This is a genomic window from Bradyrhizobium sp. 195 (genome assembly GCF_023101665.1).
Lineage (GTDB): Bacteria > Pseudomonadota > Alphaproteobacteria > Rhizobiales > Xanthobacteraceae > Bradyrhizobium.
In genome coordinates this window covers 3281804-3295670 of the sequence record NZ_CP082161.1, presented here as the reverse complement: position 1 = coordinate 3295670, position 13867 = coordinate 3281804, and the positions used below count along the sequence as shown (strand labels likewise).

General features: G+C 64.5%; 11 protein-coding genes and 1 pseudogene. 6 read left to right on the top strand and 6 right to left on the bottom strand.

The genetic code is table 11. The features are described from left to right. Nucleotides 1-2: 2 nt before the first annotated feature. The 3 genes from IVB26_RS15160 to IVB26_RS15150 form a co-directional block, all read right to left on the bottom strand. On the bottom strand, nt 3-1022 hold the full coding sequence (locus IVB26_RS15160; RefSeq protein ID WP_247972388.1) for a branched-chain amino acid ABC transporter permease: 1020 nt from the start codon (nt 1020-1022) through the stop codon (nt 3-5). Further along, complete coding sequence (locus tag IVB26_RS15155; protein WP_247972387.1) at nt 1019-1921, bottom strand: branched-chain amino acid ABC transporter permease; 903 nt, start codon at nt 1919-1921, stop codon at nt 1019-1021. Before IVB26_RS15155 ends, IVB26_RS15160 begins: the two co-directional genes overlap by 4 nt. 90 nt (nt 1922-2011) lie before the next feature. Then, nucleotides 2012-3271 (bottom strand): ABC transporter substrate-binding protein, encoded by a 1260-nt coding sequence (locus IVB26_RS15150; RefSeq protein ID WP_247972386.1) that lies wholly within the window; start codon nt 3269-3271, stop codon nt 2012-2014. Nucleotides 3272-3438: 167 nt separating this feature from the next. On the opposite strand from IVB26_RS15150, the gene IVB26_RS15145 reads away from it, so the two are divergent. Genes IVB26_RS15145 through IVB26_RS15135 form a run of 3 tightly spaced genes read left to right on the top strand, consistent with a single transcriptional unit; the run spans nt 3439 to nt 7483 of the window. Continuing rightward, entirely contained in the window at nt 3439-4932 is a 1494-nt protein-coding gene (locus tag IVB26_RS15145; protein WP_247972385.1) for an AMP-binding protein, read from the top strand. Continuing rightward, nucleotides 4929-5576 carry a TetR/AcrR family transcriptional regulator gene (locus tag IVB26_RS15140; RefSeq protein ID WP_247972384.1) on the top strand — a complete coding sequence of 216 codons (648 nt, stop codon included), beginning with the start codon at nt 4929-4931 and terminating at the stop codon, nt 5574-5576. The genes IVB26_RS15145 and IVB26_RS15140 overlap by 4 nt, the downstream gene beginning before the upstream one ends. Further along, nucleotides 5573-7483 (top strand): flavin-containing monooxygenase, encoded by a 1911-nt coding sequence (locus tag IVB26_RS15135; RefSeq protein WP_247972383.1) that lies wholly within the window; start codon nt 5573-5575, stop codon nt 7481-7483. Before IVB26_RS15140 ends, IVB26_RS15135 begins: the two co-directional genes overlap by 4 nt. Nucleotides 7484-7625: 142 nt before the next feature. Here the strand turns inward: IVB26_RS15135 and ald are convergent, their stop codons facing one another. Then, complete coding sequence (gene ald, locus IVB26_RS15130) at nt 7626-8741, bottom strand: alanine dehydrogenase (RefSeq protein WP_247972382.1); 1116 nt, start codon at nt 8739-8741, stop codon at nt 7626-7628. A gap of 145 nt (nt 8742-8886) precedes the next feature. Between ald and IVB26_RS15125 the strand changes: the two are divergent. From IVB26_RS15125 to IVB26_RS15115, 3 genes and pseudogenes are all read left to right on the top strand, one after another. After that, nucleotides 8887-9364 (top strand): annotated as a pseudogene (locus IVB26_RS15125) (Lrp/AsnC family transcriptional regulator). 106 nt (nt 9365-9470) lie between these two features. Continuing rightward, entirely contained in the window at nt 9471-11828 is a 2358-nt protein-coding gene (locus tag IVB26_RS15120; RefSeq protein ID WP_247972381.1) for an Orn/Lys/Arg family decarboxylase, read from the top strand. Between the two features lie 6 nt (nt 11829-11834). Then, the gene (locus IVB26_RS15115; protein ID WP_247972380.1) at nt 11835-12413 is read left to right on the top strand and encodes a GNAT family N-acetyltransferase; all 579 of its coding nucleotides are present in this window, start codon (nt 11835-11837) and stop codon (nt 12411-12413) included. 3 nt (nt 12414-12416) lie between these two features. Here IVB26_RS15115 and IVB26_RS15110 read toward each other — a convergent pair whose 3' ends face one another. Both IVB26_RS15110 and IVB26_RS15105 read right to left on the bottom strand, forming a co-directional pair. Next, nucleotides 12417-12629, bottom strand: a complete 213-nt coding sequence (locus IVB26_RS15110) for a hypothetical protein (RefSeq protein WP_247972379.1) — start codon at nt 12627-12629, stop codon at nt 12417-12419. Between the two features lie 118 nt (nt 12630-12747). After that, entirely contained in the window at nt 12748-13797 is a 1050-nt protein-coding gene (locus IVB26_RS15105) for a hydroxyacid dehydrogenase (protein WP_247972378.1), read from the bottom strand. Between the last annotated feature and the right edge of the window lie 70 nt (nt 13798-13867).

Sequence of the window (13867 nt, the reverse complement as noted above, 5' to 3'; positions counted from 1 at the left end):
CGCTAGCGCCCCTCGCCCGCATCGCGACGGCGCGAAAACCATTCGGCGACGAAGTCGAGCAGGCCTTTGCGCAGACCCAGCGCGAAGAACAGGATGACCACACCGAGCACGATGCCGTGATACTCGGTGAAGCGCGTCACGGTGTCGTTGAGCAGCAAGAGCAGCACGGTGCCGACCATCGGGCCCAGGAAGGTCGAGACGCCGCCGAGCATATTGATGAAAATGCCCTCGCCCGAGATCGTCCAATAGGCGAATTCCGGATAAGCGCCTGATACGAACAACGCCATCACCATGCCGCCCATCGACGCGAACAGCGCCGCCAGCACGAACACGGTGAGCTTGGCGCGCCAGACGTCGATGCCAAGGAAGCTCGCCCGCGCCGCATTGTCGCGGATCATGCGCAAGGTGTAGCCGAACGGCGATTGCGCGATCTGCCGCATCGCGAGCAGGCCGAGGATCAGAAGCGCGCAGCTCGTGACATAGAGATGGACGTGATTAGAGAGATCGATGCCGAGGAACGCGGGCCTTGGAATGCCGCCACGCAGCCCCTGGTCGCCGCCGGTGAAAGAGGCCCAGGACAGGATGGTCGAGTGGATCAGCATCTGGAAGGCGAGCGTAACGAAGGCGAAATAGATCTCCTTCAGCCGCACGCAGATCGCGCCGATGACGGCCGCGATCAGCGCCGTGATCGCCAGCGTCGCGGCGAATGCGACCGGAATGGGCACAGCGATCTTCTGCATGATCAGGCCGAAGCTGTAGGCGCCAAGGCCGAAGAACATGCCATGCCCGAACGAGGTCAGGCCGGTGTATCCCACCAGCAGATTGAGTGAGGTCGCGAACAGGCCGTAACCCGAGCAGCGGATGACGAAGTCGAGCAGCGCCTTGCTGCCCGTGAACAGCGGAAGACTCGCCAGCACCGCGAAGGCGATCAGCGCGATCAGCACGTCGCGATAGCGTTGCAGCGCCATACTATGGCGCACCGGCGCCAACTGCTCGGCGCGCCCGGCCTCAAGCTCGGTCATGCCGCCTCCTTGCCAAACAGGCCGGTGGGCTTTGAGACCAGCACGATCACCATGAAAAGGTACATCAGGCCTTCCGTGAACAGGGGAAAGCCGAGCGAGCCGAACGACCTGATGAGACCAAGCAGCAGCGCGCCGATCAGCGCGCCCAGGATCGAGCCCATGCCGCCGATCACGGTCACGATGAAGGACTCGATCAGCACCGAGAATCCCATGCCGGGCGTCAGCGAGCGCACCGGTGCCGCCAGCGCGCCGGCGAGACCCGCCAGCATGCCGCCGAGCGCGAACACGCCGCCATAGATCAGGCCGGTGTTGATGCCGAGTGCGGAGACCATGCCGGGATTATGTGCGGCGGCGCGGATCACCTTGCCGATGCGGCTGCGCGACAGGCCGATGCCGAGCACGATGGCCGCAACCAGCGCGACGCCGATCAGCAGCAGATAATAAGGCGGCACCACGCCCCCGGCGATGAACAGCGGCATCACCTGAAACGCCGCCGGCATGCCCATAGACCTGAATTCGGGCCCCCAGATGATACGCACGACATCGTCGAAGATCAGCACGAAGGCGTAGCAGACGAGGAGCTGCATCAACACGTCGGCACCGTAGACGCGGCTCATGAAGACGCGTTCGAAGATCCGGCCGAGAATTGCGGTGCCGGCCGCGCCCGCCAGCATCGCCAGCGCAAAGCTTCCCGTGAGCTGATAGGCCGTCATCGCGAAATAGGCGCCGAACATGTAGAAGGCGCCGTGGCTGAAATTGACCACCTTGAGCACGCCGAAAATCAGCGTCAGCCCAACCGCAACCAGGAACAGGAGCATGCCGATGATGAGGCCGCTGGTGGTCTGCGTCACCAGACAGGCGGAGCTGGAGAGGCAGCCGGCAAGCGCGTCGAGATCCACGGGAGCACTTTCATTGCAGCGCGCCCGACACGGCGCGAGAAGCCAGACGAAGCCGGCGGAGACGGTCGTCCGCCTCCGCCCTGCGCGCGATCAGGTATAGCCCTTGCTCTTCTTCCACTCGGCCTCGAGCTCGAAGATGGTCTTCCAGTCGCCGGCCTTGACCTCGGGGACATACGGCTCCTGCGGGATCGTGGTGCCCCAGCCGATGGCGTAGCCGACCAGCGTATGATCGTCGCCGCGCATGGTCACGGTTCCGTCGGCGCCGAACGGGCACTTGATGGTGAGGCCCTTCAGCACCTCCGCGATCTTCTTGCCGTCGGCCGAGTTTGCCTTCTTCGCAGCTTCCGCCATCAGCATGATTGCGGTGGCGTTCTCCCAGGACCAGTTGGTCGGATATTCATTGTACTTCGCCTTGTAGGCATCGCCCCAGGCGGCATTCTCCGGCGTCGCCGGGAAGGTCTTGATGTAGCGGTTGCCGGAGTGGATGCCCTTGGGAAGGTTCTTCACCACGGTAAGAGCGGTGTAGTCGGCCATGTTGACGGCGAACACCTCCATCTGGCCGAACATCGCGTAGATGTTGGCTTGGTCGATGTAGGAGGTGAGATCGCCGCCCCACAGGCAGGAATAGAGCGCCTGCGGCTTGGCCTGCAGAATCTTCGTCACCACCTCGGTGTAGTCGGGCTGGAACAGCTTCGGCCAGGACTCGCTGATGATCTCGACGTCGGGCGCAAAGCGCTTGAGGTACAGGGTGAACTCGCCGGTGGTGTCGCGGCCATAGGCATAATCGGGCGAGCAGGTCGCCCATTTCTTCAAGCCTTTCGCCTTGGCGATCGCGGCGGCATAGCTGCCGCCGACGATGGAATCGTGCACGCCCTGCCGCGCGGTACGGAACGCGTTGGGGATGCGCTGCTTGGGATCCGCGGTCAACGCCGAGGTTTCCGAATTGGTGTGGATGCAGAACACGCCGAGATCGCGCGCGACCTCGTGCACCGCGAAGGCACCGGAGGAGGCTTCGGCGTCGATCATCAGCTCGCAGCCGTCGGTGTTGACGAGCTCGCGCGCGACGCGGGCGGCTTCCTGCGGCTGGCCCTTGGAGTCACGGATCACCATCTCGATCTGCCGGCCGGCGAGACCGCCGGCGGCATTGACCTTCTCGACTTCGAGCATCACCGCATTGCGCGAGGACGTACCGAGCTGCGCGACGCGGCCCGACAGAATCGTCGGCATGCCGATCTTGATGGTCTTGGCTTGCGCGCGCGCCACCCACGGCGCTGCGAACGTCATCGCACCGGCGCCCATCAGCGCCAGTGTTGAACGGCGGCTGATGCCCGGCGTGCGGGTTCTCGTCATTTTTCCCTCCCTCTTTCGGGTCGGCGTTTCCTGATCCCTGCCGGAGATCGTCTCGTCTCCGTGTTTCCAAGGATTTCAGAGGTAGGGGGTGACGTCAAGCTAAAGATGAATTATGAGTCACTATTCAGCCAGGAGCAAACGAGGCCGGCCAGGGCCCGAAAAGCAGAATGATCAACCTTTCGAGCTTCATCGCCTTCCATGCCCGGCGTACGCCGGCCCGGCCCGCGCTGAAATATCGCGGCGAGGAGATCTCCTACGCGGCGTTCGATGCGCGGGTCCGAACCGCGGCAGGCTGGCTCGCCGCGCAAGGCATCGGCGCCGGCGACGTCGTCGCCGTGCTGATGAAGAACAGCGCGGCCTTCCTGGAGCTCGTCTTCGCGACCAGCCATCTCGGCGCGGTGTTCCTGCCGATCAACTTCCGCCTCTCCCGCGACGAGGTCGGCTACATCGCCGGCAATGCCGGCGCGCGGCTTCTGATCGTTGATGAGGAATTGGCCGCGAACGCAGCGGGCGCAGGCATTGTCGTGCTCGACGAAACTGCGCAGCAGAGCATCACGCATCTTGCGGGCGATACGCCGCCCGCGCCCATGCATGTCCGTGCGCCATCCGACCTGATGCGGCTGATGTACACCTCGGGCACGACGGACCGCCCCAAGGGCGTGATGCTCACTTACGATAATTTCTACTGGAAGTCCGCGGATCAAACGATCGCGCTCGGCATCAGTGCCGAGACGCGGCTGCTCGTGGTCGGTCCGCTCTATCACGTCGGCGCGCTCGATCTACCCGGAATCGCCGTGCTCTGGCATGGCGGCTTCATTCGCATCGAGCGCAATTTCGAGCCGGAGACAGCGCTCAGCGCCATCGCAGAAGACAAGCTCAACGCCGCCTGGTTCGCGCCTGTGATGACCACCGCGATGCTGACCTGCCCGACGCGCGACCGTTACGACGTCTCCAGCCTGCAATGGGCGATCGGCGGCGGCGAGAAGACGCCGGAGATGCGCATCCGCGCCTTCTCCGCATTTTTCCGAAACGGGCGCTATATCGATGCTTATGGCCTCACCGAAACCGTTGGCGGCGACACCTTCATGGAGGCCGGCCGCGAGATCGAGAAGATCGGCTCGACCGGGCGCGCCATAGCCCATGTCGAGATCGAGATCCGCGACGAGGACGGCAGGGCGCTGCCCCCCAACGTCAACGGCGAGATCTGCCTGCGCGGTCCCAAGATCACGCGCGGCTATTGGAACGACCCGCAGAAGACGGCATCGCCCTTCTTCGGCGACTGGTTCCGCAGCGGCGACGTCGGCTATCTCGACGAGGAAGGGTTCCTGTACCTGACCGATCGCAAGAAGGACATGATCATCTCCGGCGGCGAGAACATCGCCTCCTCCGAGGTCGAGCGCGTCATTTATGAATTGCCCGAGGTGCGCGAAGTCGCGGTGATCGGCCTGCGCGACGCACGCTGGGGCGAACGGCCGGTCGCCATCGTCGTCTTGGCGGAAGGCGCCGCGCTGGAGCTCCCTGCTCTCACCGAGCACTGCCGGGCGCGCCTCGCAAGCTTCAAGGTGCCGAAAGAGCTGATCCTCCGCGACAGCCTCCCGCGTAACCCATCCGGAAAAATTCTCAAGCGCGTGCTGCGCGCTGAACTGGAGACCGTGGCATGAATCAAGGGCCAGCCACCGCGAAGGTCACAAAGCTCAACCGCGTCGAGCGCAACGCCTGGACCAAGCAGAAGATCTTCGAGGCCGCCACCAAGGTCGTCGGCAAGCATGGCTATGCCGAGGCCTCCGTCGCCCGCATCACGGAACAGGCCGGCGTGGCGCAAGGTACCTTCTACAATCATTTCGATAACCGCCAGGAACTGCTCGACCAGTTGCTGCCCAAGATCGGCCTCGACATGGTCGAGTTCATCCGCGCCCGCACCGGCACCGCGGATGCGGCGCGGCAGGAAATCGAGCGCTTTGCCGCCTTCTTCGACTTCATCCGCGAGGTGCCGGAATTTTTGCGCATCCTCAACGAAGCCGAGTTCTTCGCCCCAATCGGCTATCAGAAGCATCTCGACAACATCGCGACCGCTTATGTCCGCATCTTGCGCCGCGCGCGCCTTGCCGGCGCCATCGAGGACTTTAGCGACGAGGAGTTCGAGGCCATCGTCCACATTCTGATGGGCGCGCGCGGCTATCTCAGTCGCCGCTATTCTTATTCGGCAGGCGGCGTCACCGCCGTGCCCGACCACGTCATCTCCGCCTATCGCAAGCTGATGACGCGCGGCCTCTTCAATCCGTCCGGGGACCAGGACACGCCATGAACATCGAATCTCCGCACAAGCCGCTCGACCTTGCCTCGGCCATCGCAGAAGGCGACATCCGCTGTCTCCTGATGGTGCTGGTGCACATGACCGGCGACGCGAAATGGCTCGCGCCGCCATACTTGCCCAAGCGCGATATCCGCCTCATCCCCGATCCCGAGGCCGGCATGCCCCGGGACATCCAGGATGAGATCCGCGCCGCGGTGGTCAAGCTCTTCGCCAATGGTACGCCGAAGCCTGTCATTGCCGATCCCGGCGAAGAGCTGCTGCTGAAGATGATGCGCGCCTGCCTTGGCGAGAACGTCGCGCCGGAATATGCCCCGCTGATGCGCGAGGAGATGGGCTTTGTGGCGCGCCAGGCGCGCTGGACCAGGCGTCCTTCCGACGAAAAGCTCGCCGACCAGCATGTGCTGATCGTCGGCGCCGGCGTCTGCGCCATCGCGCTCGGCGTCGCGCTCGGCCAGCTCGGCATTCCCTACACCATCGTCGAGAAGAACGCCGAGCTTGGGGGCACCTGGTGGATCAACCGCTATCCCGGCTGCGGCGTCGACACGCCGAATCACTCCTATTCCTACTCGTTCGGCTCGGGCAATGCATGGACCCGTTATTTCTGCCAGCGCGAGGAGCTGCTCGGCTATCTCCAGAAGGTCGCCGAAGAATACGGCATTCGCGAGCATCTGCGCGTCAACACCGAGCTGACCTCGTCGCGCTGGGACGAAGGCACGCAGCGCTGGATATCCACGCTGAAAACGAAGGACGGCGAAGAGACGTTCGCATCCACCGCGCTGGTCTCGGCCATCGGCCAACTCAACGATCCCTCCCGCGCCCGTTTCAAGGGCGAGGAGGACTTCACGGGAACGATCCTGCATTCGGCGCTGTGGTCCGACGACATCAAGCTCGACGGCAAGCATGTCGCCGTGATCGGCACCGGCGCGACATCGATGCAGCTGGTGCCGTCGATCGCTGGACGTGTGGCCTCGGTCACGGTCTATCAGCGCAGCGCTCAATGGGCGCGGCCGGTGAAGGGCTATGCCGATCCGATCAGCGAGGGCGCGCGCTGGCTGCTGGCGCATCTGCCGTTCTATGTGCAGTGGTACCGCTTCAACATGTTCTGGCGCTATGGCGACGGCCTGCTGCCCTTCTTGCGCAAGGATCCGGCCTGGCCGCATCCGGAGCGCGCCGTCAACAAGGGCAATGACCGGCACCGCCAGGAACTGACCGACTTCATCCTGTCCGAGCTGCAAGACCGGCCCGACCTGATCGAGAAATGCGTGCCGACCTATCCGCCCTACGGCAAGCGCATCCTGCTCGACAACAATTGGTTCAAGACCTTGAGGCGGGACAATGTCGAACTCGTCACCGAGGCGATCGATCATTTCGATCAGGGTGGCGTCGTTACCGCCGACGGCAAGCACCGTCCCGCCGATATCATCGTGGTCGCGACCGGCTTCAAGGTGACGGAAATGGCGGCCCGCCTCAACATCAGCGGCCGCTACGGCCAGGATTTGCGCCAGGCCTGGAGCAACGACAACCCGACGGCGTTCCTCGGCCTCACCGTGCCTGGCTTCCCAAATTTCTTCTGCATGCTGGGCCCCAACTCCGGCCCCGCCCATGGCGGCAGTGTCATCTTCCAGTCGGAATGCCAGAGCCGCTACATCTCAGCCTGTCTCGCCGACATGATCGAGCAGGACGTCGCCGCCATCGACGTCCGCCAGGATGTGCTCGACGACTACGTCCGCAAGGTCGATGCCGAACACGAGGCGATGATTTGGACCCATCCCGGCATGAGCACCTATTATCGCAACTCAAGCGGCCGCGTGTTTTCGGCGATGCCCTGGCGGTTCGTCGACTACTGGCGCATGACACATGATCCGGATTTGGGGCAGTACAGGCTGACGAAGGCGTGAATTCTCAGCACTGACTCTGGCCGACGCATTAGTTACGCTGGTCCCACAGCGTCATTGCGAGCGTAGCGAAGCAATCCAGAGTCTTTCCGCGGAAAGATCCTGGATTGCTTCGCTGCGCTCGCAATGACGGAGGTTGCGGCCTCTACGCCGCCAACCCGCTTTCCACCGGCGCGAACTCCAGCCCCAGACTCTCCGCCACCGCCTTGTTGGTAATCCGCCCGCGGTGCACGTTGAGCCCGTTGCGCAGATGCGGGTTCTCCAGCACCGCGGCAAAGCCTTTGTTCGCCAGCATCAGGCCGAACGGCAGCGTCGCGTTGTTCAGCGCCTGGCTGGACGTCACCGGCACCGCGCCCGGCATATTGGCGACGCAGTAATGCACGACGCCATCCACCTCATAGGTTGGATCAGTGTGCGTGGTCGGATGCGAGGTCTCGAAGCAGCCGCCCTGGTCGATCGCGACGTCGACCAGCACGGCGCCGGGCCGCATCGATGTCAGCATCGCGCGCGTGACCAGCTTCGGTGCGCTTGCGCCCGGCACCAGCACCGCGCCGATCACGACGTCGGCGGCGAACACCTCCTCCTCGACCGCCTCGATCGTCGAAAAGCGGGTGCGCACGCGTCCGATAAAGAGATCGTCCAGCTGGCGTAGACGAGGAATCGAGCGGTCGATCACCGTCACTTCCGCACCGAGACCTGCGGCCATGCGTGCCGCCTGCGTCCCCACGACCCCGCCGCCGAGCACGACGACCCGCGCCGGCTGCACGCCCGGCACGCCGCCGAGCAGCAGCCCGCGGCCGCCGGCCGACCGCCTGAGCGCGGCGCCGGCAGCCTCGATGGCGAGGCGCCCAGCGACTTCGCTCATCGGCGCGAGCAGCGGCAGGTGACCGCTCGCGTCCGTGACGGTTTCATAGGCGATCGCGGTGCAGCCGGAGGCAACCAGGCCCTTCGCCTGCTCCGGATCCGGCGCAAGATGAAGATAGGTAAAAAGAATCTGGCTTTCTTGGAGCTTGGCCCATTCGCTCTTCTGCGGCTCCTTCACCTTCACAATCATGTCGGACTTGGCAAAGATGTCGCGGGCGCTCTCGGCAATGGTGGCCCCTGCCCGCCGATACACCTCATCGGACGCGCCGATGCCGCCGCCGGCGCCGGTCTCGACCATCACCTGGTGCCCGGCTGCAACATATTCACGGACGGCGCCCGGGGTGAGCCCGACGCGATATTCCTGCACCTTGATCTCCTTGGGCACACCGACGCGCATCTTCCGGGCTCCTTTGCCGACGCCTTGATTCTGTTCCTCATCGTAGCGACGGGGCCGGTTTGGTTTCGTGCAAATATCCGCTAGTTTCGGTCGGCCCGCGCCGGTTTCCGGCGCTGAAGCGCCCCTTCACGCTGGAAACGAAACATTGCCCCTCGACCGGAAAGACCTCGCGATCCTCGCGGAACTCACGACCAATGCGCGTGCCAGCCACACCGAGCTTGCCAACAAGGTCGGGCTATCAAGCACGGCGCTGGCACGGCGGCAGAAGGCGCTCGAGGACGAGGGCTACATCCAGGCCTACCGCGCCGCGCTCGACCTCGCCCAGTTCGGCCTCACCACAACCGTGCTGGTTCGCATCGCGCTGGAGAGCCAGAGCGACGAAGCGCTGAAGGCGTTCGAGGCGGAGGTCGTGAAATGCCCTTCCGTCGTGCGTTGCTTCCTGATGTCGGGAACCGACGACTACATCCTCATCGTGCTTGCCCGCGACATCCAGGACTTCGAGCGTATCCACCGCACCGAGCTGTCCCGACTGCCGCGCGTCGCGCGCGTGCAATCGAGTCGCGCTACGCGAAATCGTCAACCGCGCGGTGCCGACGGTGGTGTTCGGCGAGGCAAAGCGCTAGCAGCTCTCCCCTTCCGCAAACGCGACCGAGCCCATCCACGCCATTGTCATCGAATTGTCATCGAATGTGCCGAGAGCTGTGACTCTCCGCACATTCGGGACCCGACATGGACTATTTCAAGCGCTTCAACTTCCTGTTCGCCGCACCTGTGTTCGACGCCGACGACCTCGAGGGCGTCCGCTTCAACCAGATCATCGAGGAGATCCAGCGTTCCGGCTTCGAGGTGGTCCGGGCCCGCAAGCTCGAAGACGCCGAGATGGCGGTCCAGACCGATGCCGCGATCGGCTGCATGGTGGTGGACTGGGGCAAGAAGGGCCTGGAGGGCAAGACCTCGGCGCTGATCAACCTGATGCGGCGGCGCGGCCTCGACTTTCCGATCATCCTGCTGATCCGGCGCAAGCGCTTCGAGGACCTGCCGGTCGAGGTGCTCGACTTCATCGACGGCTATGTCTTCCTGTCCGAGGAGACGCCGACCTTCATCGCCAAGAACCTGATCAGTCGGCTCAAGCAATATGCCGAGACGCTCAAGACACCGTTCTTCGGCGCGCTGGTCGACTATGCCGAGGAAGGCAACCAGCTCTGGACCTGCCCCGGTCACAATGGCGGCGTGTTCTACAACCGCAGCCCGATCGGACGGGTGTTCGTCGAGCATCTCGGCGAATCCGTGTTCCGCGACGATCTCGACAATTCCGTGCTCGACCTCGGCGACCTCCTCACCCATGAAGGTCCCGCGCTGAAGGCGCAGAAGGAAGCAGCAGGGATCTTCGGGGCGGAAAAGACCTATTTCGTGCTCAACGGCACCTCGACCTCGAACAAGGTCGCGCTCGGCGCGCTCGTCACCGACGGTGATCTCGTGCTGTTCGACCGCAACAACCACAAGGCCGCCCATCACGGCGCGCTGATGATCAATGGCGGCGTCCCGGTCTACGTCCCGACCATCCGCAACGCCTGGGGCCTGATCGGCCCGATGCGCTGGGACATGCTCGACGAAAAGGCCTTGCGCGAGGCGATCCGTAACCATCCGCTGGTTGGGGATCGCGACGCCTGGCGCAAGGAGCGGCCGTTCCGCGTCGCCGTGGTCGAGCAGTGCACCTATGACGGCACCATCCACAGCGCCGAGATGATCCTGAAACGCATCGGCCATCTCTGCGAATACATCCTGTTCGACGAGGCCTGGGCCGGCTTCATGAAGTTCCACCCGCTCTATGCCGGCCGCTTTGCCATGGGCCTGTCCAATCTTCCCCCCGAGGCGCCCGGCATCATCGCGACGCAGTCGACCCACAAGCAGCTCGCCAGCTTCTCGCAGGCCTCGCAGATTCACATCAAGGACCGCCACATCCGCGGCCAGAAGCGGCGCGTCGAGCACCGCCGCTTCAACGAAAGTTTCATGCAGCACGCTTCCACGTCGCCGTTCTATCCCCTGTTCGCTTCCCTCGACGTCGGCGCGCAGATGATGAAGGGCCGCTCCGGCGAAGTGCTGTGGGACGACACGATCCGGCTCGGCATCGAGCTGCGCAAAAAGATCCGCGCAATGCGCCGGGAGTTCGAGGAGAAGGAGCAGAATCCGGATCGGCGCTGGTTCTTCGAACCCTTCGTCCCCGATCGCGTCGCCATACCCGACGTCAGCCGCCCGGGCGCTGCACACAATGTCGCCTGGGAAACGCTCTCCACCGACGAGCTCGCCACCAATCCCACGCTGTGGCAGCTCTCCCCGGACAGCAACTGGCATGGCTTCCCCGGCCTCACCGAGGGCTTTGCCATGACCGACCCGAACAAGCTGACGCTGCTGACCCCCGGCTTCGACCGCAGCACCGGGGCCTATGTCGAGCACGGCATCCCCGCGCCGGTCGTCGCGCAATATCTGCGTGAGAACCGCATCGTCCCCGAGAAGAACGACCTCAACTCCCTGCTCTTCCTGCTCACCCCCGGCGTCGAGGCGAGCAAGGCCGGAACGTTGATCTCCGGCCTCGTCGCATTCAAGCGCCTGCACGACGACAATGCGCTGCTGGCGGACGTCATCCCGGAGTTCTACCAGCGGCGGCAGGCGCGCTATGCCGGCGTGCGCCTGCGCGACCTCTGCGGCGACATGCACCGCTTCTTCCGGGCCGCCGAGGTCAGCGCGCTCCAGGCGCGGCAGTTCATGCCCGAGCACATGCCTGAGATCGCGATGTCGCCGCGCGATGCCGCGCGCTACCTGTTCAAGAACGACGTCGACTATCTGCCGATCGAGGCCATTGGGGGCCGCATCGCCACCACGCCCTTCGTGGTCTATCCGCCCGGCATCGCCACCATCGTTCCGGGCGAGCGGCTGAGCGAACGGGCCAAGCCCATGGTGGATTATCTCAAGATGTTCGAAACCTGCTTCAACACCTTTCCGGGCTTCGACGTCGAGATCCAGGGCGTCTACAAGGAGGTCGACGCGCAGGGGCGTATCGGGCTCTACACTTACGTCGTTGCCGAGTAGGTGCGAATGAACGAAACGGCAAATGCGCGTACAGACGACGAACAGGTTTTGGTCCGCACCTCACGTGAGAGCGACGTCGAGGCGATGCTGGCGATCTACCGCCATCACGTCCGCAATGGCGTGCCGCGCGACGTCGAGGGAACCGGAGCGCCTGAGCCGGACGATCTGCGCGACCGGCGCAAGAACCTGAAGCAGACCCGCCTGCCGCATCTGGTCGCGACCTTTCGCGGCGAGGTCGTCGGCTATGCCTACGCCGTGCAGTTCCGCAAGCGGCCGGCCTATCGCTACACCGCCAAGCATTCGATCTACGTTCACCACGAGCAACTCGGCCGCGGGGTCGGACGGCTGCTGCTCCGGGAATTGATCGATGCCTGTGCAGCGGCCGGCTTCCGCCAGATGATCGGCTATATCGACGCCGACAACGCGCCCTCGCTGGCGCTGCACGAAAAGTTCGGCTTCGCGCGCGCCGGCCTGCTCTGCGGCGTCGCCTATCGCCACGGCCGCTGGTCCGACACCGTCATGGTGCAGCGATCGCTCGGCGCCGGGACGACGGCGCCCCCGCCCGTCGCGGCACCCGGCCGCTAGAACTCAGGACGGAAAGTCAGCCGGTCTGACCTGGATACGGTCGGCATGCAGCGACCAATGATGCAAGGCTTGATCCTTGCAAAACTTCGCCTTGGCCCGCTCTCGCGCTTCGTCCTCATCGCAGGCGTCGATCTCGAGCGTGCCCTGACACACTTCGATCTGCCGGCCGTACTGGCCAAGCACGTCCTTCATGAACCTGACGACATAAGTTGACATGGGACCTCCTGCCTGCCCGGCGGCACTCTAATCCCATTTAGGCCGGATGCGGGAGGGGGATTTTGACGCGGATCAAAGCCAAGGGCGATTTCTCGCCCGCGGGTCGCTTCGGTTGTCCCTACCCCGGCATCACCCCGAACGCCTGCTTGAACCGCTCCGCATAAACCGGCCAGACCTCGGGATTGATGATGCGCGGCGGACGCTTGCCGTCGAGCGTATCCAGCACCTGCTCGGCCGCAATGCGGCCCATGTTCTGGCGCGCTTCGATGGTCACGCCTGCGGTGTGCGGACTCGCCAGCACGTTGTCGAACTGGAGCAGCGGATGCTCCGGTGGCGGCGGCTCCTTGGACCAGACGTCGAGGCCGGCACCGGCGATGCGCTTGTCGCGCAGGGCCTGGAGCAGCGCATCCTCGTCGTGGATGAAGCCGCGTGCCGTGGTGATGAAGTAGGCATGCGGCTGCATCAGCGCGAATTCGCGCACGCTGATCATGTTGCGGCTGCCCTTGTTGAGCGGACAGGAGATCGAGACGAAATCGGCGCGGCGCAACAGCTCGTCGAGCTCCACCTTCTCCCCGCCCCGCTCGGCCATCACCTCGGCGGTGAGATACGGGTCATAAGCCAGCACCTTCATGCCGAGCAGGCCCTTGCACAGCGCGGCGATGCGGCGGCCCACATTGCCGAGGCCGATGATGCCGACGGTCTTGTGCTCGACCTCGTTGCCGACGAGATCGTTGCGGTTGACGTCGCGGTCGCGGCGCAGGCGGCGATCCGACTGGATGATGCGCTTGGACAGCGTCAGCATCATCGCCAGCGCGTGCTCGGCAACCGAATGGGCATTGCCGCCGGACTGGTTGACGACCACGACGCCGGCTGCCGTGCAGGCCTCGACGTCGACGGGGTCGAAGCCCGCGCCGTTGCTGGAAACCAGCAGCAGCTTCGGTGCGCGCTTCAGGAAGGCGGCATCGACATGGAAATGCGGGGCGAGCTCGTCGCGGGCGGCGCCGACCTGGTAGACATGGGCAGCGCCGAGGAGCGGCGCGTAGACATCTTCAGGGCTCCCGTTCTCGATGCGATCGAGCTGGACGTCGGGCCGCGCCTTGAGGATGTCGATATAGATCGGATTGGCCAGATAATTGGAGTAGACGACACGCTTGCTGTTGACCGACATCAGGACCCTTCCGGCTCTCCAGGAATCAGCAAGGCCAGCGCGGCGCGCGCCCCCTCCGTGCTTCCTCCCA

Excerpts from the sequence above, each read along its gene's own strand:
- IVB26_RS15160 (WP_247972388.1), bottom strand. The coding sequence starts at position 1,022 with ATGACCGAGCTTGAGGCCGGGCGCGCCGAGCAGTTGGCGCCGGTGCGC.
- IVB26_RS15140 (WP_247972384.1), top strand. The coding sequence starts at position 4,929 with ATGAATCAAGGGCCAGCCACCGCGAAGGTCACAAAGCTCAACCGCGTC.
- IVB26_RS15145 (WP_247972385.1), top strand. The coding sequence starts at position 3,439 with ATGATCAACCTTTCGAGCTTCATCGCCTTCCATGCCCGGCGTACGCCG.
- IVB26_RS15105 (WP_247972378.1), bottom strand. The coding sequence starts at position 13,797 with ATGTCGGTCAACAGCAAGCGTGTCGTCTACTCCAATTATCTGGCCAAT.
- IVB26_RS15135 (WP_247972383.1), top strand. The coding sequence starts at position 5,573 with ATGAACATCGAATCTCCGCACAAGCCGCTCGACCTTGCCTCGGCCATC.
- IVB26_RS15110 (WP_247972379.1), bottom strand. The coding sequence starts at position 12,629 with ATGTCAACTTATGTCGTCAGGTTCATGAAGGACGTGCTTGGCCAGTAC.
- ald (WP_247972382.1), bottom strand. The coding sequence starts at position 8,741 with ATGCGCGTCGGTGTGCCCAAGGAGATCAAGGTGCAGGAATATCGCGTC.
- IVB26_RS15115 (WP_247972380.1), top strand. The coding sequence starts at position 11,835 with ATGAACGAAACGGCAAATGCGCGTACAGACGACGAACAGGTTTTGGTC.
- IVB26_RS15120 (WP_247972381.1), top strand. The coding sequence starts at position 9,471 with ATGGACTATTTCAAGCGCTTCAACTTCCTGTTCGCCGCACCTGTGTTC.
- IVB26_RS15150 (WP_247972386.1), bottom strand. The coding sequence starts at position 3,271 with ATGACGAGAACCCGCACGCCGGGCATCAGCCGCCGTTCAACACTGGCG.